Below are 20396 nucleotides of genomic sequence, written 5' to 3' on the forward strand. Positions count from 1 at the left end.
ACAACTAACAAGATCAGATTTTTTTCTATAAAGGAGGGAAACATCCATGGGTTACAGAAAACTTGGTCGTACAAGTTCTCAACGTAAAGCGATGTTACGTGACTTAGCTACTGATTTAATCATTAACGAGCGTATCGAAACTACTGAGGCTCGCGCTAAAGAAGTACGTAAAGCTGTTGAAAAAATGATTACTTTAGGTAAACGCGGAGATTTACACGCACGCCGTCAAGCTGCTGCATTCATCCGTCGTGAACTAGTAACAACGACTGATGCTGAAGGTAACGAAACAACATCATTTGCACTTCAAAAGTTATTTGATGATGTTGCACCACGTTATGCAGAGCGTCAAGGTGGTTACACTCGTATTCTTAAAGTAGGTCCTCGTCGTGGTGACGGTGCACCTGTTGTTGTGATTGAACTAGTTTAATCATAAGAGAAAACTTGTGGTGAAGAGGGTGGGAATCACCACCCTCTTTCTTTATAAATGATTTATACGACAAATAATTAAGCTGAGCGTTATGATGAGCGGACACTCTATGTGGTGTGGCGTCTCGTTTAGCTCTCCGCACCTCATTCAGGAGAAATAAGGGCTTGAGCACCCGTATTTCTTGTAAATGTAACGACTAGCGCATTTCTATCGAATGAGGTGCGCGCTTTTTTATTATTAAAGACAGCGCCAATTTGTGGTGCTTTTTTTAATATATGGATTTTAATTTGTTATCCATTACCCTATTATTAGTTTGACTTGTTATTGTAGTATTTTTCTTTTATCGACATACGGAATGTAGTAGAATTCATACATAAAAAAGTGTAAGTTAGTTAGTAGAGCAGAGCATGGAGAGAGGAGTACTAGATATGCCTGAAATTTTATCTTTAAATAATGTGACTTTTTCATATACGCCAGAAGATCAAGCTAGCCGTAATGCTGTCGAAAACGTTAGCTTTGCAGTTGAAGAAGGTGAATGGATTGCCATAGTAGGTCATAATGGATCTGGTAAATCCACAATCGCTAAGTTGATGAATGGTTTATTATTTCCTCAACAAGGAGATGTACGTATATTACGTGAGCCTTTAAGTGAAGATAACCTTTGGGAGTCCCGCTCTTTAATGGGAATGGTATTTCAAAACCCTGACAATCAATTTGTCGGCGCAACCGTGCAAGATGATGTAGCATTTGCACTCGAAAATAACGGTGTACCTTTTGAGGATATGGTAAAGCGTGTCCATGCAGCACTGGATCAAGTAAAAATGAGCCAGTTTTTAGACCATGAACCGCATCATCTATCAGGAGGGCAAAAACAGCGTGTTGCCATCGCTGGAGCACTTGCATTAAAGCCAAAGCTTCTTATTTTAGATGAGGCTACATCTATGTTAGATCCACAGGGGCGTGCAGAGGTGTTGCAAACTGTCCAGACCTTACGTGCGGAAACAGGATTAACAGTTATATCGATTACACATGATTTAGAAGAGGCGATGCTAGCAAATCGTGTTCTTTTTATGAATGATGGCAAGAAATTTGCAGAAGGTACACCTGCTGAAATCTTTGCACTCGGGGACAAGCTAGTTGAATTCGGACTGGATTTACCATTTGCCTTGAAGTTATCAAAGCTATTGCAAAAGGAAGGTGTTCCGTTAATGGGACAACATATGACAGAAGAAGAGTTGGTGAATGATTTATGGACATCAAACTTCAACAAGTAAGCTATGCCTATTCGCAGGGGACGCCTTTTGAAAAGCGGGCTCTTTTCGATGTAGATTTTGATATCCCCTCCCATACTTATCAAGCGATTATTGGCCATACTGGTTCTGGTAAATCGACTATTCTTCAGCATTTTAACGCACTTCTAAGACCTACTTCAGGAGAAGTACATATTGGGGATCGCATTATTGTAGCTGGTAAAAAAGCAAAGGATTTAAAAGCTGTACGTCAAAAGGTCGGTATTGTCTTTCAGTTTCCAGAGCATCAATTATTTGAAGAAACGGTTTTAAAGGATATTATGTTTGGCCCTATGAACTTTGGAGTATCAGAGGAGGAAGCAGAAGCTCGTGCAAGGGAACTTGTTAGCTTAGTTGGTTTACCTGACAACGTACTTGAGAAATCCCCATTCGATTTATCAGGCGGTCAAATGCGTCGAGTGGCGATTGCAGGTGTTTTAGCAATGGACCCAGAGGTTATTGTATTAGATGAACCTACGGCTGGTCTTGATCCACGAGGTCAAAAAGAAATTATGGATATGTTTTATCAGCTTCATCAAGAACGACATCTCACAACAATTTTAGTAACACATAGTATGGAGGATGCGGCACGATATGCGGATAATATTGTGATTATGCATGAAGGTAAGAATGTCTTAAGTGGAACACCACGGGATATTTTTAAAGATGTAGAAACATTAAAGAGTTTCCGCTTAGAGCCACCACGTATTGTTCGCTTTCAGCAGAGGGTTGAGCATATGATAGGACGTTCCTTCTCTAAGGTTTGCTTAACAGAGGAGGAGCTTGCAGCTGAAATTGCTCAAGGCCTAAGAGAGGAGCGTGGAGAGCCATGATGGAAAAAATGATATTTGGACGCTTCCTCCCTGGTGATTCACCTGTGCATAAACTGGATCCAAGGTCTAAGCTCATTTTCGTCTTTGCGTTTATTATTATTGTCTTTTTGGCGAATAATACAGTGACATACGCTATGTTACTGGCATTTACACTATTGGTAGTTTTAATATCACGGATTCGCCTATATTTTTTAATTAATGGATTAAAGCCTGTTATCTTTCTGATGGCCTTCACATTCCTTCTTCATATATTTATGACAAAAGAAGGCGTTCCTATTTTTGAATCAAAGTTCATTACCATTTATGATGAAGGAATTAGACGAGGGATCTATATTTCTATACGATTTCTAGTATTAGTCTTTATGACGTCGATTTTAACATTAACAACATCACCTATTTCTATTACAGATGGTATTGAGGTGCTTCTAAATCCATTAAAAGCATTGAAGGTACCAGTACATGAATTGGCTTTAATGATGTCTATTTCATTGCGTTTTATTCCGACCTTAATGGATGAAACAGATAAGATTATGAAAGCACAAATGGCACGAGGTTCAGACCTATCCTCTGGACCGATAAAAGATAGAATAAAAGCTGTCGTACCATTGCTTGTACCTCTCTTTGTCAGTGCCTTTAAGCGAGCTGAGGACTTAGCAACAGCGATGGAGGTAAGAGGCTATCGTGGTGGTGAAGGTCGTACTAGATATCGTAGACTAAAATGGGATATGGGCGACACATTTGCGCTTGTGCTATTAGTAGCAATAGGCGTATTGCTATTCTTCTATAGAAGTTAAAAGGAGTAAGCTTTATGCGACGATTAAAAGTAATTATCAGCTATGATGGAACGCATTTCTCAGGCTATCAAGTACAGCCTGGGGAACGTACAGTGCAGGCTGAACTGGAGCGAGTACTAGCTATTATGCATAAAGGGGAAAAGATTAAAGTAACTGCAAGTGGGCGTACAGATGCTAGAGTTCATGCAACAGGGCAAACATTGCATTTTGATACACCACTCTCCATTCCAACAGAAAAGTACCACAAGGCATTGAATGTACAGCTACCTAGAGATATTCGTGTATTATCGGTAGAGGAAGTGGCAAATGACTTTCATGCACGCTACAGCGTTGTAGGGAAAAGATACCGCTATATATGGTCTTGTGAGCTTATTCAAAGCCCATTCCGCAGACATTACACGGTTGAGACAAATGGGGTTAAGCCTAATGTTGAGGCAATGCAGGAGGCAGCAAAGGCTATAATCGGTACACATGACTTTTCGTGCTTTTGTGCGGCGAATACAAGTGTGAAGGATAAGGTACGAACAGTTAAGACTCTGCAATTTGAATGGCATGGAGAAGAGCTTCACATGGTGATTGAAGGTAATGGCTTTTTATATAATATGGTGCGTATTATTGCGGGTACACTTTGGGAGGTTGGTGTAGGTCGTCGTACAATAGACAACTTGGCACTTGTAGTCGCTTCTGAAGATCGTGATAAAGCCGGAAAAACCGCACCACCACAAGGCTTATACTTAGAAAAGGTGTTCTATTAATAGGGTTCTGAAATTCTGAACAACATCACCAGGTGTTTAATGAAATTGCTTGACTTTAGAAGTCATTCATTATATGATAACAGATGGTATTTTCATTACCACCACAAATAAGCCCCGAAACTTATAGTGTAGTTTAATGAAAAATAACGGTAATCGAATCGATTAGGAGGATATATACATGCGTACAACATTCATGGCTAAAGGTCACGAAGTAGACCGTAAATGGTTAGTAGTTGATGCAGAAGGCCAAACTCTTGGACGTTTAGCTTCTGAAGTAGCTGCAATCTTACGTGGTAAACATAAACCAACATTCACACCAAACGTTGACACAGGTGATCACGTAATCATCATCAACGCTGACAAAATCCATTTAACTGGTAACAAATTAGAAGGTAAACTTTACCGTCACCACACTCAATTCGCTGGTGGTTTAAAAACTCGTACTGCTGGTGAAATGCTAGACAAGTACCCAACACGAATGATCGAATTAGCAGTTAAAGGAATGCTTCCTAAAAACTCTTTAGGTCGCAAAATGTTCACTAAACTTAATGTTTACACTGGAACAGAGCATCCACATGCTGCACAAAAACCAGAAGCATACGAGCTTCGCGGATAATATAAATTAAGAGGAGGATATTACTTTGGCACAAGTTCAATACATCGGCACTGGTCGCCGTAAAAGCTCTGTAGCTCGCGTACGTTTAGTACCAGGTACAGGTAAAATTGTTATCAACAAACGTGAAATCGAAGAATACGTACCATTCGCTGCATTACGTGAAGTAATTAAACAACCATTAGTAGCTACTGAAACTACAGGAAGCTATGATATCCACGTAAACGTTAACGGTGGTGGATACACTGGTCAAGCTGGTGCTGTTCGTCACGGTATCGCTCGTGCTCTACTTCAAGTAGACCCAGATTTCCGTGCTGCATTAAAATCAGCTGGATTACTTACTCGTGATTCACGCATGAAAGAACGTAAAAAACCAGGTCTACGCGGCGCTCGTCGTGCACCTCAGTTCTCAAAACGTTAATATCAGCGTTTATACAAAAACTCTTTCTACTTTTGTGGAAAGAGTTTTTTTGTTAGGAAGCAATATAAAAGAGCAATCTTTGGAGTGATCCCAAAGATTGCTTAGTATTATTTTTTATGAAACTGACGATGTAGTTGATGCACCTGTTCAGCTAGTTCTGCCACCGGGCCTTCTACGATAGTATCTTGAATTACTTCTTGTATGGATAGATTACGAACACGGGATGCAGAAGATATCTCCATATCTTTTAGCCATTGTGCTAATTGTTTAGAGGAGCTAGCATAAACAATTCTTCCTAACCCCACCCAGCCATGAGCCGCAGCGCACATTGGGCAATGTTCGCCTGAAGTGTAAACTGTTGCCGTACTTCTTTCCTCGGGACTCATATTTTTAGCTGCCCAACGTGCCAATGCAAATTCGGGGTGCTGTGTATGGTCACCACCAGATACATGATTTTGATCTTCTGCTAGCACCTCGCCATTAGCAGCCACAAGAATCGAACCGAATGGCTCATCACCAGCATCTAGCGCATTTTGGGCAAGTTCAATACATCTCTTTAGATGCTTTAAATCTGTTTCTTGAATCATGAAAAATCCTCCTTATGTTAGCTATTAGAAGAGCGCTCAGATTCTGCGTTTTTTAAAATACTTTCGATTTCATGAAAACCTAATTTTTTCGCATGCTGCAACGGTGTAATACCGTCTCTATCGCCAATATTTAAATCAGCACCATAATCGACCAATAATTGTACGACTTCCTGATGTTTCTCACCGCCATTACCTAATATGACTGCTTCTAATAGGGCTGTCCAATGTAAATGATTAATGTGATTAACATCAATATCTGAATGATTAAGTAGCTCACGAACTACTTCTACATGTCCACGTTCTGAAGCTGGTATGATAGCTACTCCCCCAAAGCGATTCGTTAGCTTTGTATCAGCTCCTGCTGCTATAGCAAGCTTTACTATTTCAAGGTAGCCTGATGCACCTGCATGTAAAAGTACATTCTCAAGATTATTATCTCTACTATTAATATCAGCGCCATGCTCAATAAGTACCCTCACAGTATCCACCTGATTATTATAGGTTGCAGCTAAGACAGCTGTTCTTCCAATTTGATCGGTGGTATTGATATTCACTCCATTTTGCAGAAGCGATAATACTATCTCCGTATTACCGTTCGCCGCGTTAATAATCAATTGATCATCCATTTCCTCCACCTTCTTTCATTATATCTCCACAATAAAGCAGCTAAATGTTACTAGCAGAACTGATTTCGTGCTATAGCATCATTAACCGTCTTATAAAAATATGGTAACATGGAGCATTTTACATGAATAATATTTAAAAAATATGCATGGCTTAGCTTTTTCATATAATAGACAAGGACAGATTGTACAACGATGAGAACGAAGAACATGTTTGATAAGTCAGTTGCCCCATTTAAAATTATTAAAAATATTTTCGCATAAGTTTATGCTTTTTTAAGAAATTATTTAGAGGAAGTTTAACATTCCGTTTTAATATAGTTTTGAAGGTATAAGAAACCTTTCGTTTTTTCATAATGAGTTTGACATAACTCAAAAATATAAACAGTGGAGGTAACTAGCTATGAAAAAGTTCTTAATAATTTCTGTTGCAGCAATGGCACTACTTGCAGCATGTCAAGATAAGGAGCCTGCAAAAGGCAACACTACGAATAGTGAGGAAGTAAAAACAGAAGGTGCTACATCAGAAAATCCAACGAATGACCAAGCGCAGGAGCAATTAACGAAGGGTCAAGAAATGGCCAATATTCTAAGCAGTACAAACTGGCAAGGTACAAAAGTATACGATAAGGATCAAAATGATTTAACCGCGGAGAACTCAAATTTCATCGGTTTAGCAAAGTATGATGTTGCAACAGGTCACTATGAATTTTTTGATGCTGCTACAGGTGAAAGTCGTGACGATAAAGGAACATTCTTTATTACAAATGATGGGAAACAAAGGATTTTAATTTCTGAATCCAAGAACTATCAAGCAGTTGTAGAGATTATTGAGTTAAACGATAGTATCTTTACTTATAAACGAATGGGGAAGGATGCTGCTGGGAATGATGTAGAAGTATTTGTGGAACATATACCTTATAAAGAAAAAGATTTGGCATTTACAGATTCGGATAAAACACTAGATGCATCAACTGGTGATATTGTTACAAACATTGATGGAGACAAAATTTTAGCAAACACACTATGGCATGGAACTGTTGTTTTAGATGAAGCGGGTCATGATGTAACAGAATTCAATTCAAATTTCATCAGCATTGCAAAATATGATGCTGATACAAATAAATATGAATTTTTCAATCCTGAAACGGGTGAAAGTCGTGGAGACTATGGCTACTTTGATGTCATCCATGATAATAAAATAAGAGCTCACGTTTCTCTTGGTGACAATAAATATGGTGTCGCACTTGAAATTACTGAAATGAATGATAAGAAGTTTACGTACAAACGAACAGGTAAAGATAAAGATGGTAATGATGTAACGGTATTTGTAGAGCATGAGCCATACGAAGGTGAATTCGAGCCAGAATTTACAATGCAATAAAATTGTTCTTCCTCCCTTTAATATAGAAGAAAAAAAACTCTCAAGTTCAATATGATCTGACCCAAAAAAGTTAGACATATTTAGTTAAGCTACTTCTAAGACCTGAGTTCGGTACTCCACCGGGCTTAGGTCTTTTAATTTTGCCTTCATTCGTTTGTGATTGTAATAGTGAATATAGTCATGAAGTTCCTGTTCGAAATGTGCCATGGATTCAAATTCTTGTAGATACAGGAGTTCAGATTTTAATAAGCCAAAGAAATTTTCTATGACTGCGTTATCTAAACAATTGCCCTTACGGGACATACTTTGCGTAATCCCATGTTGTTTTAAGGTTCGTTGATACTTTTTCATTTGATAGTGCCAACCTTGATCCGAATGAAGAACGACTTGATCACCTGATTGAATGCGCTCCAATGCTTGTTCTAGCATATCATGGACGAGGTTATACACTGGACGATTCATTACCGTGTATGCAATAATTTCGCCATTACATAAATCAAGGACTGGTGATAAATAGCGTTTCTCACCAAATAGATGGAACTCTGTCACGTCTGTTACCCATTTCTCGTTCATTTTTTTCGCTGTAAAATCACGTTGTAATATGTTTGGGGCAATTTTTCCGACTTTTCCTTTATACGAACGATATTTCCTCATGCGGACTTCACATTTTATGCCAATGGCATTCATCAAACCGTTAATCGTTTTGGGATCATGAACAATGCCGTATTTTTTAAGTTCTTTAGCAATCCGACGATAGCCATAACGTCCCTTATGTTCATGATAAATGGACTGAATTGCGACTTTCACATCAGCGTATTTATCAGTACGATTCAAACGCTTTTCCCAGTAATAATACGTACTACGTGGAATATCAGCGACTTTGATTAATTCCACCACTTCATAGATTTCCTTTAGTTCGTAAATTACTTGCGCTTTGATTTGGTTGGTAATTTTTCTTTCATTTGAACTAAAGTATTCAACTTTTTTAAGTAGGCATTCTCCATTTCTAATTGTTTAATACGTGCTGTTAACGCCTCAACAGACCCTTCAGCTGGTATTGATTTCGTTGTTCTTTTTGTGTCTTTTTTCATGGATGGACGCCCCTTTTTCTTGGAAACAAGAGCATCATAACCACCAACTTCAAACTTTAATTTCCAACCCCGAATTAAGCCAGAAGATGAAATATTAAAGAGAGCAGCTGTATCAACTGAAGATGTACCTGTCTCGTTCATATAATTTAGTACATTCATTTTATAGTCAGCTGAATAGTTTGTATAGGACTTTAAGAAAGTCTCTACACCATTTTTTTGATATCGGCGAACCCATTCACTTACAACCCTTTTTGTCACTCCGATGTCTTCTGCGATTTCAATCATAGATTCATCTCCATTTAAGTATCGCTGGACTGCTTGAATACGTTGTTCAGCCTTTACTTTTGCCATAAAAAAACCCCCGTAAAAGTTAGATTGGTGTCTAACTTTTACGGGGCAGTTCAATACTTGGGAGTTTTTTTTTCTTTCTGGCATAGTTCATCCACTAATTTCGTACACTATATGTAAAAGGGTGGTGGATATGGGTGAAGCGCTGGCTTGCACTAGGAGTAATTATGCTAATGAGTATAGTGGTCGTGGCATATGAAACAAATGCTTCGGACCGTAACTTCTTTTTACCAGACCCACTTGGTGGCATTAAAATTGTCATTGATGCAGGGCATGGTGGGGAGGATGGAGGAGCTTCAAAGGGCGAAGTAATTGAAAAGGATATTACACTTGCAATTGCTCAGCATGTTGAGAAGCAATTAAAGAAGAAAGGCGCAACAGTCGTAATGACACGTACAAAAAATGGAGATGTTATTGATGAGCATGCGCCATCAGAAAAATATGGGACATTAAGAGAACGGAAAAAGCAGGATATCTTTTTAAGAAAGGATATCGTGGAAAAAGAAAAACCAGATGTGTTTATTACTATTCATGCAAATGCCATACCGGAAACAAAATGGCGTGGTGCCCAAGTATTTTATCATAAGGAAGGACATGCTGATGGTGAGATATTAGCTAAAAGTATTCAGCAATCCATTCGTAATAACTTAAAAAACACCGATCGAGAAGCGTTGTCTATTAAACAAATCTATTTACTGAAGAAAGCGGAAGTACCTGCAGCATTAGTGGAAACTGGATTTATTAGTAATGATGAGGAACGTGCACTATTAATAGATAAGAATTACCAAGAAAAAATGGCAGATGCTATAGTTGAAGGTATAGAAGAGTATTTATTAGCTAAAATTGAGTAGAGCAACATCTACAACGTAAATCAAATCATTATGATATACTAACAATGAGACAAGATAAGGGGAGTGTTCGCCGTGATTACTGAACAACAAGTACGAGAAATACTGGGACAACTACAAGATCCATTTTTACATAAATCGCTTGCAGAAACAGATGGTATTACAAACGTAGCAATTAAAGAAGAAAAAAATCATGTCAGTGTAAAAGTTGCGATCGCTAAATTAAACACACCAGAACAATTACAGCTTCAAATGAAAATTGTTGAGGTTTTAAAAGAAGCGGGTGCAAACACAGTCGGTATTCGCTTTGAAGAATTATCAGCAGAAAAATTACAAAGCTTCCGTGGCACAGCTACAGAATCAGAAGCTCAGGATATTTTATCACCATTAAGCACAGTTCAAGTAATTTCTATTGCTTCTGGTAAAGGTGGTGTAGGTAAGTCTACTGTATCTGTTAACTTAGCTGTTGCTTTAGCCCGTTTAGGTAAAAAAGTGGGCTTAATTGATGCAGATATTTATGGATTTAGTGTGCCAGATATGATGGGTGTTACAGATATGCCTAAGGTAGTAGACAATCGTATATACCCAGTAGATCGCTTTGGTGTAAAAATGATTTCTATGGGCTTCTTTGTGGAAAACAATGCACCTATCGTATGGCGTGGGCCAATGTTAGGTAAAGTATTAGATCAATTCTTCCGCGATGTTGAATGGGGAGAGCTTGATTATTTACTATTAGATTTGCCACCGGGAACAGGTGATGTAGCATTAGATATTCATCAAATGTTACCGTCATCAAAAGAAATCGTTGTTACAACACCACATCCAACAGCTGCATTTGTTGCAGCTCGTGCAGGCGCTATGGCTCTGCAAACAGACCATGAAATTTTAGGTGTTATTGAAAATATGGCTTGGTTTGAATCTAAATCAGGCGAGCGAGAATTTGTCTTTGGTCAAGGCGGTGGTCCTAAGCTAGCTGAAGAGCTACGTACAGAGCTACTTGGACAAATCCCACTTGGGCAACCTGATTGGACGGATGAAGATTTTGCTCCTTCTGTTTATGCTGAAAACCATTCAACAGGTCAAATTTATTTAGATATCGCAACGAAAGTCATTGAGAAATTAAGTAAATAAATAAAAAACCGGATAATCTCCACTTTGGGGAAAATCCGGTTTTTATATTGCTATTCTGGTTATTCAGTGCCTTTTTGCTCCTTATCCGTACCGCCAGCACTATCGCCACTTGCTTCCTTCTTATCGCCACTTCCAGATGAACCCGTTTCGCCGCCGCCACTCTTTTTAATAAGTTCTTGCCATTTAGATTGCATTAAAGGGCTTTCGATTGTATCCTTCACGACTTCCTCCATTTGCTTGCGCATATTGGATGATTTTAGGATGGTTTCTAACTGCTTCTGCATATCAGGTTGCCCGAAAAAAGCCTCCATATCCTTTTGGAAAGTAGGATCTTTTATTAATTCCTTCATAATATCCTGTTGCTGTTTTTGCATGCTTTTCGCAACAGTTTCTTTAAATTTTGGATCTTCAAAGGTTTTCTTCCAAAAGTCTTCTGCTTCCTTGGAAAGTAATGTTTCTTCTGTAGCCTTTTTCACTTCATCATGCTCTAAAATCAAAAGCTCACGGAAACTTGGCTCTTCTAAAAGCTGTCGCAATGCCTTCTTACCATCCTCTGTTTGTAAAGAGTCGATCATGATTTTTTTTATTTCATCATAGGACATGGTAGAGGTTTTATCTTGTGCACAGGCAGAAAGAAAAAGCATTAAAATCAATAATAAGATGAATTTTCGCATCGACAATCAGTCCTTTCTCTAGATAGACTCTTTCAATTATTGTTCACATTTCTGATGACTTTATGTATTGGATAGGATGAGAATTAGCTTTTTTAACAATGCATTGATAAAATAAGGACAGATATATTGAGAAATTGGGGGACTTTTAGTTGTGACGATACGAAATTGGGCAAAGTTTTTCTTCTTTGCAATGCTCGTTGGTGGTGTAGTCAACGGAGTTTTTAGTTTATTTATTCGCTGGGAATTCTTCCAACCCTACATAGTAAACGGTCAATGGGGCGAGTTTTTTGCTGGTCTTTTATGGATGGTTTTCTTAGGCTTTACAATGAGTGTTATTGCACAGGCAGGTTTTTTTGCTTATTTAACACTTCATCAAGTAGGTGTAAATATTTTTAGAACACTGACATTATGGAATTGGGTACAGCTTTTATTAATCGCAATTACTATTTTTGATATTGTCTTCTTCCGTTTCGTACCGGGGGTAAAGGATGGGCAAAGCTGGTTATTTTATACGGGTTTATTGATCGTTCTCATTTTTGGAGCATTAGCGACAGCGGTCCAAAAAGTAAAATTAACAGGAAAAAAACATGTATTAATTTCTGCCCTTTTCTTTATGATTGTGATTACAACATTGGAATGGACAATTGCTTTAATGGGTCGTGATGAAAACATTAATGAATATGTTGCGCTATTATTATTCCCGTTATTGGCTGTTAATGCGTATCAATTATTAGTATTACCGAAATATAATGCAAAATCCGATGAAGATCGTCAAAAATTAGAAGCACGTCGCAAAGCACGTCGTCAACAAGCAAAAAATGCATAAGAAAAATTGCCTCTACTAATGGAGGCAATTTTTTTATGGGGATTTTTTTGTTTGAACCTTATAGCCAAATATATTTTCTTCAATTGACATAAACTTATTTTGTTGTATAAGTTTATTTAGATCTTTAAAAGGTATTTTATTGTTTTGATGGAGCGGGAAAAATACAAAATCGCCTTTTTGCAATTTTGGAGTCTTCTCACCTTGCCAAATAAGAGAAGGTGACAATAAATTCATTTGTTGCTGAAACAGAGATTTTTGCAGGTCCTGTGAATATTGATGATTCCGAGTAGCGAACCACAGTGGTTTTTCCTTCAAATATTTTTCATAGGTATTAATTTCTTTTTCTATGAGAGCAATGTCTACTGGTTCATCTGTTGAATCTTCTGGGCCAAGCAACCCCGTAGGTAATTTTCGTTCATGTATGATTTTTATATGTTCGGGGGAACGCTTAATCCAATCTGTATCTAAAAGTAAAAGTGGATAAGGTTCTTTTACCGTTTGGAGCCATTCTAATAGAGAGTCATCTGAGAATGAAATCTCAACAATAAGAGACGTACCATAATGTCCTTTCGTGACTACTACTGGTGCATTAGCAATATTAAATACAGAAATCATCGTTGAATTTATAGGCTTTAGAAAAACAAAGAGAGTTACGATAAAAAGCAGTGAAATCAACGTTTTGCGGACCATAATAATAACCCCGTTTCTAAAATTTTAAAGAAAAAATGAATCTCTTTAAAAAAACTTATGATTTACTGTTGACTTTCATGAATAATCGATGTTATTATGTATAAGTCGCCAAGAGGTGACAGAGAAATCAACAACATGAACCTTGAAAACTGAACAAGCAAAACGTAATCAATAAAGTTTTAAGTAACTAGTTTCGGCTAGTGAACAAAACAAAATTTTGGACATCAAAATTGATGCCAGCAAAACAATTTGAGCTAATCAAATTTCTTTTATGGAGAGTTTGATCCTGGCTCAGGACGAACGCTGGCGGCGTGCCTAATACATGCAAGTCGAGCGAACAGAGAAGGAGCTTGCTCCTTTGACGTTAGCGGCGGACGGGTGAGTAACACGTGGGCAACCTACCTTATAGTTTGGGATAACTCCGGGAAACCGGGGCTAATACCGAATAATCTGTTCCACCTCATGGTGGAACACTGAAAGACGGTTTCGGCTGTCGCTATAAGATGGGCCCGCGGCGCATTAGCTAGTTGGTGAGGTAACGGCTCACCAAGGCGACGATGCGTAGCCGACCTGAGAGGGTGATCGGCCACACTGGGACTGAGACACGGCCCAGACTCCTACGGGAGGCAGCAGTAGGGAATCTTCCACAATGGGCGAAAGCCTGATGGAGCAACGCCGCGTGAGTGAAGAAGGTTTTCGGATCGTAAAACTCTGTTGTAAGGGAAGAACAAGTACAGTAGTAACTGGCTGTACCTTGACGGTACCTTATTAGAAAGCCACGGCTAACTACGTGCCAGCAGCCGCGGTAATACGTAGGTGGCAAGCGTTGTCCGGAATTATTGGGCGTAAAGCGCGCGCAGGCGGTCCTTTAAGTCTGATGTGAAAGCCCACGGCTCAACCGTGGAGGGTCATTGGAAACTGGGGGACTTGAGTGCAGAAGAGGAAAGTGGAATTCCAAGTGTAGCGGTGAAATGCGTAGAGATTTGGAGGAACACCAGTGGCGAAGGCGACTTTCTGGTCTGTAACTGACGCTGAGGCGCGAAAGCGTGGGGAGCAAACAGGATTAGATACCCTGGTAGTCCACGCCGTAAACGATGAGTGCTAAGTGTTAGGGGGTTTCCGCCCCTTAGTGCTGCAGCTAACGCATTAAGCACTCCGCCTGGGGAGTACGGTCGCAAGACTGAAACTCAAAGGAATTGACGGGGGCCCGCACAAGCGGTGGAGCATGTGGTTTAATTCGAAGCAACGCGAAGAACCTTACCAGGTCTTGACATCCCGTTGACCACTGTAGAGATATAGTTTCCCCTTCGGGGGCAACGGTGACAGGTGGTGCATGGTTGTCGTCAGCTCGTGTCGTGAGATGTTGGGTTAAGTCCCGCAACGAGCGCAACCCTTGATCTTAGTTGCCATCATTTAGTTGGGCACTCTAAGGTGACTGCCGGTGACAAACCGGAGGAAGGTGGGGATGACGTCAAATCATCATGCCCCTTATGACCTGGGCTACACACGTGCTACAATGGACGATACAAACGGTTGCCAACTCGCGAGAGGGAGCTAATCCGATAAAGTCGTTCTCAGTTCGGATTGTAGGCTGCAACTCGCCTACATGAAGCCGGAATCGCTAGTAATCGCGGATCAGCATGCCGCGGTGAATACGTTCCCGGGCCTTGTACACACCGCCCGTCACACCACGAGAGTTTGTAACACCCGAAGTCGGTGAGGTAACCTTTTGGAGCCAGCCGCCGAAGGTGGGATAGATGATTGGGGTGAAGTCGTAACAAGGTAGCCGTATCGGAAGGTGCGGCTGGATCACCTCCTTTCTAAGGATATTTTCGGAATACAAACCTAGGGTTTGTAAGATTACGTTTTGCGTTCAGTTTTGAAGGTTCATTCTTCCGAATGAAATACTTCAAATATGTGCTCCTGTCGCTACGCTTTCGTCGCAAAGCTGCGAAGAAGTAGAAGCAGGCAGTAACTTTGTTCTTTGAAAACTGGATAAAACGACATTGAAATTGTAACAAACACATTTATTTTTTAAGTTTTTTATAGGCTTAATAACTTGGTTAAGTTATTAAGGGCGCACGGCGAATGCCTTGGCACTAGGAGCCGAAGAAGGACGGCACTAACACCGATATGCTTCGGGGAGCTGTAAGTGAGCTTTGATCCGGAGATTTCCGAATGGGGGAACCCACTACGTTTAATCGCGTAGTATCTTGACGTGAATACATAGCGTCTTGAAGGCAGACCCAGGGAACTGAAACATCTAAGTACCTGGAGGAAGAGAAAGAAAAATCGATTCCCTGAGTAGCGGCGAGCGAAACGGGAAGAGCCCAAACCAAGAGGCTTGCCTCTTGGGGTTGTAGGACACTCTATACGGAGTTACAAAAGAGCGAGTTAGATGAAGCGACTTGGAAAGGTCCGCCAGAGCAGGTAAAAGCCCTGTAGTCGAAAGTTCGTTCTCTCCTGAGTGGATCCTGAGTACGGCGGAACACGTGAAATTCCGTCGGAATCCGGGAGGACCATCTCCCAAGGCTAAATACTACCTAGTGACCGATAGTGAACCAGTACCGTGAGGGAAAGGTGAAAAGCACCCCGGGAGGGGAGTGAAAGAGATCCTGAAACCGTGTGCCTACAAGTAGTTAGAGCCCGTTAATGGGTGATAGCGTGCCTTTTGTAGAATGAACCGGCGAGTTACGATTACGTGCAAGGTTAAGCTTTAGAAGGCGGAGCCGCAGCGAAAGCGAGTCTGAATAGGGCGAAATAGTACGTGGTCGTAGACCCGAAACCAGGTGATCTACCCATGTCCAGGGTGAAGGTAAGGTAACACTTACTGGAGGCCCGAACCCACGCACGTTGAAAAGTGCGGGGATGAGGTGTGGGTAGCGGAGAAATTCCAATCGAACTTGGAGATAGCTGGTTCTCTCCGAAATAGCTTTAGGGCTAGCCTCGTGATGAGAATACTGGAGGTAGAGCACTGTTTGGACTAGGGGGCCATCCCGGTTTACCGAATTCAGACAAACTCCGAATGCCAGATATTTATACACGGGAGTCAGACTGCGAGTGATAAGATCCGTAGTCAAAAGGGAAACAGCCCAGACCACCAGCTAAGGTCCCAAAGTAATCGTTAAGTGGAAAAGGATGTGGCGTTGCACAGACAACCAGGATGTTGGCTTAGAAGCAGCCATCATTTAAAGAGTGCGTAATAGCTCACTGGTCGAGTGACGCTGCGCCGAAAATGTATCGGGGCTAAACGATTCACCGAAGCTGTGGATTGACATCTACGATGTCAGTGGTAGGAGAGCGTTCTAAGTGCGTTGAAGTCAGACCGGAAGGACTGGTGGAGCGCTTAGAAGTGAGAATGCCGGTATGAGTAGCGAAAGACGGGTGAGAATCCCGTCCACCGTATGACTAAGGTTTCCTGAGGAAGGCTCGTCCGCTCAGGGTTAGTCGGGACCTAAGCCGAGGCCGACAGGCGTAGGCGATGGACAACAGGTTGATATTCCTGTACCACCTCCTCACCGTTTGAGAAATGGGGGGACGCAGTAGGATAGGGTAAGCGCGCTGTTGGTTATGCGCGTCCAAGCAGTAAGGCGTGTGTGTAGGCAAATCCGCACATTGTAACGTTGAGCTGTGATGGCGAGTCCGTATGGACGAAGTTCCTGATTTCACACTGCCAAGAAAAGCCTCTATCGAGGTGAGAGGTGCCCGTACCGCAAACCGACACAGGTAGTCGAGGAGAGAATCCTAAGGTGTGCGAGAGAACTCTCGTTAAGGAACTCGGCAAAATGACCCCGTAACTTCGGGAGAAGGGGTGCTCTTGAGCGTGCAAGCGCATGAGAGCCGCAGTGAATAGGCCCAGGCGACTGTTTAGCAAAAACACAGGTCTCTGCAAAACCGTAAGGTGACGTATAGGGGCTGACGCCTGCCCGGTGCTGGAAGGTTAAGAGGAGTGGTTAGCGCAAGCGAAGCTGCGAATTGAAGCCCCAGTAAACGGCGGCCGTAACTATAACGGTCCTAAGGTAGCGAAATTCCTTGTCGGGTAAGTTCCGACCCGCACGAAAGGCGTAACGATCTGGGCACTGTCTCAACGAGAGACTCGGTGAAATTATAGTACCTGTGAAGATGCAGGTTACCCGCGACAGGACGGAAAGACCCCGTGGAGCTTTACTGTAGCCTGATATTGAATTTTGGTACAACTTGTACAGGATAGGTAGGAGCCAGAGATCTCGGAGCGCCAGCTTCGAAGGAGGCGTCGGTGGGATACTACCCTGGTTGTATTGAAATTCTAACCCATGCCCCTTAGCGGGGCAGGAGACAGTGTCAGGCGGACAGTTTGACTGGGGCGGTCGCCTCCTAAAAGGTAACGGAGGCGCCCAAAGGTTCCCTCAGAATGGTTGGAAATCATTCGTAGAGTGTAAAGGCACAAGGGAGCTTGACTGCGAGACCTACAAGTCGAGCAGGGTCGAAAGACGGGCTTAGTGATCCGGTGGTTCCGCATGGAAGGGCCATCGCTCAACGGATAAAAGCTACCCCGGGGATAACAGGCTTATCTCCCCCAAGAGTCCACATCGACGGGGAGGTTTGGCACCTCGATGTCGGCTCATCGCATCCTGGGGCTGTAGTCGGTCCCAAGGGTTGGGCTGTTCGCCCATTAAAGCGGTACGCGAGCTGGGTTCAGAACGTCGTGAGACAGTTCGGTCCCTATCCGTCGTGGGCGTAGGAAATTTGAGAGGAGCTGTCCTTAGTACGAGAGGACCGGGATGGACACACCGCTGGTGTACCAGTTGTCTTGCCAAAGGCATCGCTGGGTAGCTATGTGTGGACGGGATAAGTGCTGAAAGCATCTAAGCATGAAGCCCCCCTCAAGATGAGATTTCCCATTACGCAAGTAAGTAAGATCCCTCAAAGACGATGAGGTAGATAGGTTCGAGGTGGAAGTGTGGTGACACATGGAGCTGACGAATACTAATCGATCGAGGACTTAACCAAATTGTTTGAAGCATTCAATGCACCGTTTATCCAGTTTTGAAAGAACAATACTTTCAACAATAAAAATGAGAGCTTCAAGACACAAGTAGAACAAGGAAGCAACCGAGTGATTGAGGGAGCGTACTAATGTACGTGACTGATTGAGCGAGAGCAGCTGACGGAGTAATACGCCGTGTATTGAAGGTCGAATATAGTCTAGTGATGATGGCAAAGAGGTCACACCCGTTCCCATACCGAACACGGAAGTTAAGCTCTTTAGCGCCGATGGTAGTTGGGGGCTTCCCCCTGTGAGAGTAGGACGTCGCTAGGCGCAAAAAGTCGCTGCTGATACACTCAGTAGTGGCTTTTTTTATTTATGCTGATAAAAAAATTGTATATAGTAAGAAAGGCGTTCCTTAATAGGAGCGCCTTTTTATTTTCAATATGTTGTTATGAATGCGTATGAACAGTAGAAGCTCGAAGTTCAATACGGCGAATCTTCCCGGATGTTGTTTTCGGTAACTCATCAATAAAGACGATACTTCGAGGGTATTTATAAGGCGCTGTTAACGTTTTTACATGCTCTTGTAGCTCCTTTATTAACTCTTCTTCATCACGGGCCTTGAAGCCGTCTCGTAAAATAATAAAGGCCTTTACAATATGCCCTCTAATTTCATCTGGCGCGGCAACAACTGCACACTCTTGTACAGCTTCATGTTTGTTTAAGGCATCCTCTACCTCGAATGGTCCGATGGTATAACCAGATGAAATAATAATGTCATCTCCACGACCTTCAAACCAGAAGTAACCATCCTCATCGCATTTTGCCTGATCACCAGTAATATACCAATCACCACGGAATGCTGCTTGAGTACGTTCAGGCTCCTTGTAATATTCTTTAAATAGAGCAGGGGAGGATTTGTGAACGGCAATATCACCAACCTCGCCAACCGGTGCTTCATTACCTTCATTGTCGATAATACGTACAATATTACCTGGTGTTGGAACACCCATTGATCCTGGACGTAATTCAGTGTTTTCAAGTGTACCAATTAATAATGTATTTTCTGTCTGCCCGTAACCATCTCGTACTTTAAGTCCAAAATGCTTCATGAAAGTTTCGATGACTGGACGATTTAATGGTTCACCAGCAGAAACGGCACTACGGAGAGAGGAAAGATTATAGTCTTGTAGATTATCAATTTTCGCCATGATACGATATTCAGTCGGTGTACAACATAGGACATTAATTTTTTCCTCTTGCATTAATTGAAGGTATGTCTTTGCATCAAACCCACCATGATAAACGAATGCTGTGGCACCAAGCATGATTGTGGATAAGAAAGGACTCCAAATCCATTTTTGCCATCCCGGGGCTGCAGTTGCCCAAACTAAATCACCTTCACGAACGCAAAGCCATTTTGAAGCAGCTGTTCGAATATGTGCATATCCCCAGCCATGTGAATGAACAACACCTTTAGGTTTACCGGTTGTCCCTGAAGTATACGAAAGGAATGCCATATCATCACGTTTTGTCGCTACAGCTGTAAATGTAGTTGGCTGTGTACTTGCTAATTCATCTAAAGAAGTCCATTCTTCTTTTGCACTACCGATAACTAATTTGTTATTTAATGCGTCTACAGTAGAAGCTATTTGATCAACCTCACCAGTAAATGCCTCATAGGCAATAACGGCACTAGCAGAAGAATGTTCCATACGATATTCCAAGTCACTTGCACGTAGCATTTCTGAACATGAAATAGGAACAATGCCAGCCTTTAAGCAGCCAAGAAAAACGAAATAGGCTTCTGGTAGGCGAGGTATAATAACTAAAACGCGATCCCCTTTTTGAAGCCCTATCTTCGTAAACGCATTGGCGTATTGGTTCATTTTTTGGACAAGTTCAACATATGAAACTGTTCTTCTCTCTTGTTGTGTATTTAACCAACGTATTGCTTGACGATCACTATCCTGCGAAAACTTTTCTAATTCCTCTGTGATGTTATAAAACTCAGGTGCAATTAAATCATTTGATACCATAAGAACATTCCTCCCCCAGGAAATTTGATAGAAAATTCATAAAACTATTTTTAT

General features: G+C 41.4%; 16 protein-coding genes, 3 rRNA genes and 1 pseudogene. 14 read left to right on the plus strand and 6 right to left on the minus strand.

Annotated elements, in window-relative coordinates:
* Window positions 1–46 precede the first annotated feature (46 nt).
* The 7 genes from rplQ to rpsI all read left to right on the plus strand — a co-directional run bounded on the left by rplQ (window position 47) and on the right by rpsI (window position 5132).
* A complete protein-coding gene (gene rplQ, locus SJW71_RS01615; protein ID WP_012296051.1) occupies window positions 47–427 on the plus strand; it encodes a 50S ribosomal protein L17 in 381 nt (126 codons plus the stop codon).
* A gap of 428 nt (window positions 428–855) precedes the next feature.
* Window positions 856–1701, plus strand: coding sequence for an energy-coupling factor ABC transporter ATP-binding protein (locus SJW71_RS01620; RefSeq protein ID WP_341387084.1), 846 nt, complete (start codon window positions 856–858; stop codon window positions 1699–1701).
* On the plus strand, window positions 1677–2549 hold the full coding sequence (locus SJW71_RS01625; RefSeq protein ID WP_322605798.1) for an energy-coupling factor ABC transporter ATP-binding protein: 873 nt from the start codon (window positions 1677–1679) through the stop codon (window positions 2547–2549). Before SJW71_RS01620 ends, SJW71_RS01625 begins: the two co-directional genes overlap by 25 nt.
* Window positions 2546–3343 carry an energy-coupling factor transporter transmembrane component T family protein gene (locus SJW71_RS01630; protein ID WP_274794944.1) on the plus strand — a complete coding sequence of 266 codons (798 nt, stop codon included), beginning with the start codon at window positions 2546–2548 and terminating at the stop codon, window positions 3341–3343. The genes SJW71_RS01625 and SJW71_RS01630 overlap by 4 nt, the downstream gene beginning before the upstream one ends.
* A gap of 14 nt (window positions 3344–3357) precedes the next feature.
* A complete protein-coding gene (truA, locus tag SJW71_RS01635) occupies window positions 3358–4098 on the plus strand; it encodes a tRNA pseudouridine(38-40) synthase TruA (protein ID WP_274794943.1) in 741 nt (246 codons plus the stop codon).
* A 178-nt stretch (window positions 4099–4276) separates the two neighbouring features.
* Complete coding sequence (gene rplM / locus SJW71_RS01640; protein ID WP_004233742.1) at window positions 4277–4714, plus strand: 50S ribosomal protein L13; 438 nt, start codon at window positions 4277–4279, stop codon at window positions 4712–4714.
* A 25-nt stretch (window positions 4715–4739) separates the two neighbouring features.
* Window positions 4740–5132, plus strand: coding sequence for a 30S ribosomal protein S9 (gene rpsI, locus SJW71_RS01645; RefSeq protein ID WP_004233744.1), 393 nt, complete (start codon window positions 4740–4742; stop codon window positions 5130–5132).
* A gap of 107 nt (window positions 5133–5239) precedes the next feature.
* Here the strand turns inward: rpsI and SJW71_RS01650 are convergent, their stop codons facing one another.
* Both SJW71_RS01650 and SJW71_RS01655 read right to left on the minus strand, forming a co-directional pair.
* Window positions 5240–5719 (minus strand): nucleoside deaminase, encoded by a 480-nt coding sequence (locus tag SJW71_RS01650; RefSeq protein WP_274794942.1) that lies wholly within the window; start codon window positions 5717–5719, stop codon window positions 5240–5242.
* 17 nt (window positions 5720–5736) lie between these two features.
* Window positions 5737–6345 carry an ankyrin repeat domain-containing protein gene (locus SJW71_RS01655; RefSeq protein ID WP_274794941.1) on the minus strand — a complete coding sequence of 203 codons (609 nt, stop codon included), beginning with the start codon at window positions 6343–6345 and terminating at the stop codon, window positions 5737–5739.
* Window positions 6346–6898: 553 nt separating this feature from the next.
* Between SJW71_RS01655 and SJW71_RS01660 the strand changes: the two are divergent.
* Window positions 6899–7726 (plus strand): annotated as a pseudogene (locus SJW71_RS01660) (DUF4822 domain-containing protein); the annotation flags it as partial.
* An 84-nt stretch (window positions 7727–7810) separates the two neighbouring features.
* Here SJW71_RS01660 and SJW71_RS01665 read toward each other — a convergent pair.
* Window positions 7811–9168 (minus strand): IS3 family transposase gene (locus SJW71_RS01665; protein WP_274793488.1). Its coding sequence is split into 2 segments (ribosomal slippage): window positions 7811–8715 and window positions 8715–9168, totalling 1359 coding nucleotides; the frame shifts between segments, so codons are not numbered across the junction.
* A 134-nt stretch (window positions 9169–9302) separates the two neighbouring features.
* On the opposite strand from SJW71_RS01665, the gene SJW71_RS01670 reads away from it, so the two are divergent.
* Together SJW71_RS01670 and SJW71_RS01675 are read left to right on the plus strand one after the other, a co-directional pair.
* Window positions 9303–10016 (plus strand): N-acetylmuramoyl-L-alanine amidase, encoded by a 714-nt coding sequence (locus SJW71_RS01670; protein WP_274794939.1) that lies wholly within the window; start codon window positions 9303–9305, stop codon window positions 10014–10016.
* A gap of 72 nt (window positions 10017–10088) precedes the next feature.
* The gene (locus SJW71_RS01675; protein ID WP_274794938.1) at window positions 10089–11144 is read left to right on the plus strand and encodes a P-loop NTPase; all 1056 of its coding nucleotides are present in this window, start codon (window positions 10089–10091) and stop codon (window positions 11142–11144) included.
* Between the two features lie 59 nt (window positions 11145–11203).
* Here SJW71_RS01675 and gerD read toward each other — a convergent pair whose 3' ends face one another.
* Entirely contained in the window at window positions 11204–11818 is a 615-nt protein-coding gene (gene gerD, locus SJW71_RS01680; RefSeq protein ID WP_431811678.1) for a spore germination lipoprotein GerD, read from the minus strand.
* Between the two features lie 151 nt (window positions 11819–11969).
* Between gerD and SJW71_RS01685 the strand changes: the two genes are divergently transcribed.
* The gene (locus SJW71_RS01685) at window positions 11970–12644 is read left to right on the plus strand and encodes a KinB-signaling pathway activation protein (protein WP_274794936.1); all 675 of its coding nucleotides are present in this window, start codon (window positions 11970–11972) and stop codon (window positions 12642–12644) included.
* Between the two features lie 33 nt (window positions 12645–12677).
* On the opposite strand, the gene SJW71_RS01690 is transcribed toward SJW71_RS01685, so the two are convergent.
* A complete protein-coding gene (locus SJW71_RS01690; protein WP_274794935.1) occupies window positions 12678–13334 on the minus strand; it encodes a hypothetical protein in 657 nt (218 codons plus the stop codon).
* 268 nt (window positions 13335–13602) lie between these two features.
* On the opposite strand from SJW71_RS01690, the gene SJW71_RS01695 reads away from it, so the two are divergent.
* The 3 genes from SJW71_RS01695 to rrf all read left to right on the plus strand — a co-directional run bounded on the left by SJW71_RS01695 (window position 13603) and on the right by rrf (window position 18633).
* Window positions 13603–15154: ribosomal RNA gene (locus tag SJW71_RS01695) — 16S ribosomal RNA — on the plus strand.
* A gap of 241 nt (window positions 15155–15395) precedes the next feature.
* A 23S ribosomal RNA gene (locus tag SJW71_RS01700) occupies window positions 15396–18323 on the plus strand.
* A 194-nt stretch (window positions 18324–18517) separates the two neighbouring features.
* Window positions 18518–18633 (plus strand): 5S ribosomal RNA (rrf, locus tag SJW71_RS01705).
* The 16S, 23S and 5S rRNA genes sit together here, the layout of an rRNA operon.
* 119 nt (window positions 18634–18752) lie before the next feature.
* Here rrf and mbcS read toward each other — a convergent pair.
* Window positions 18753–20342 carry an acyl-CoA synthetase MbcS gene (gene mbcS, locus SJW71_RS01710; RefSeq protein WP_274794934.1) on the minus strand — a complete coding sequence of 530 codons (1590 nt, stop codon included), beginning with the start codon at window positions 20340–20342 and terminating at the stop codon, window positions 18753–18755.
* Window positions 20343–20396 lie beyond the last annotated feature (54 nt).

Source organism: Lysinibacillus sp. FW12 (assembly GCF_050817245.1).
GTDB lineage: Bacteria > Bacillota > Bacilli > Bacillales_A > Planococcaceae > Lysinibacillus > Lysinibacillus irui.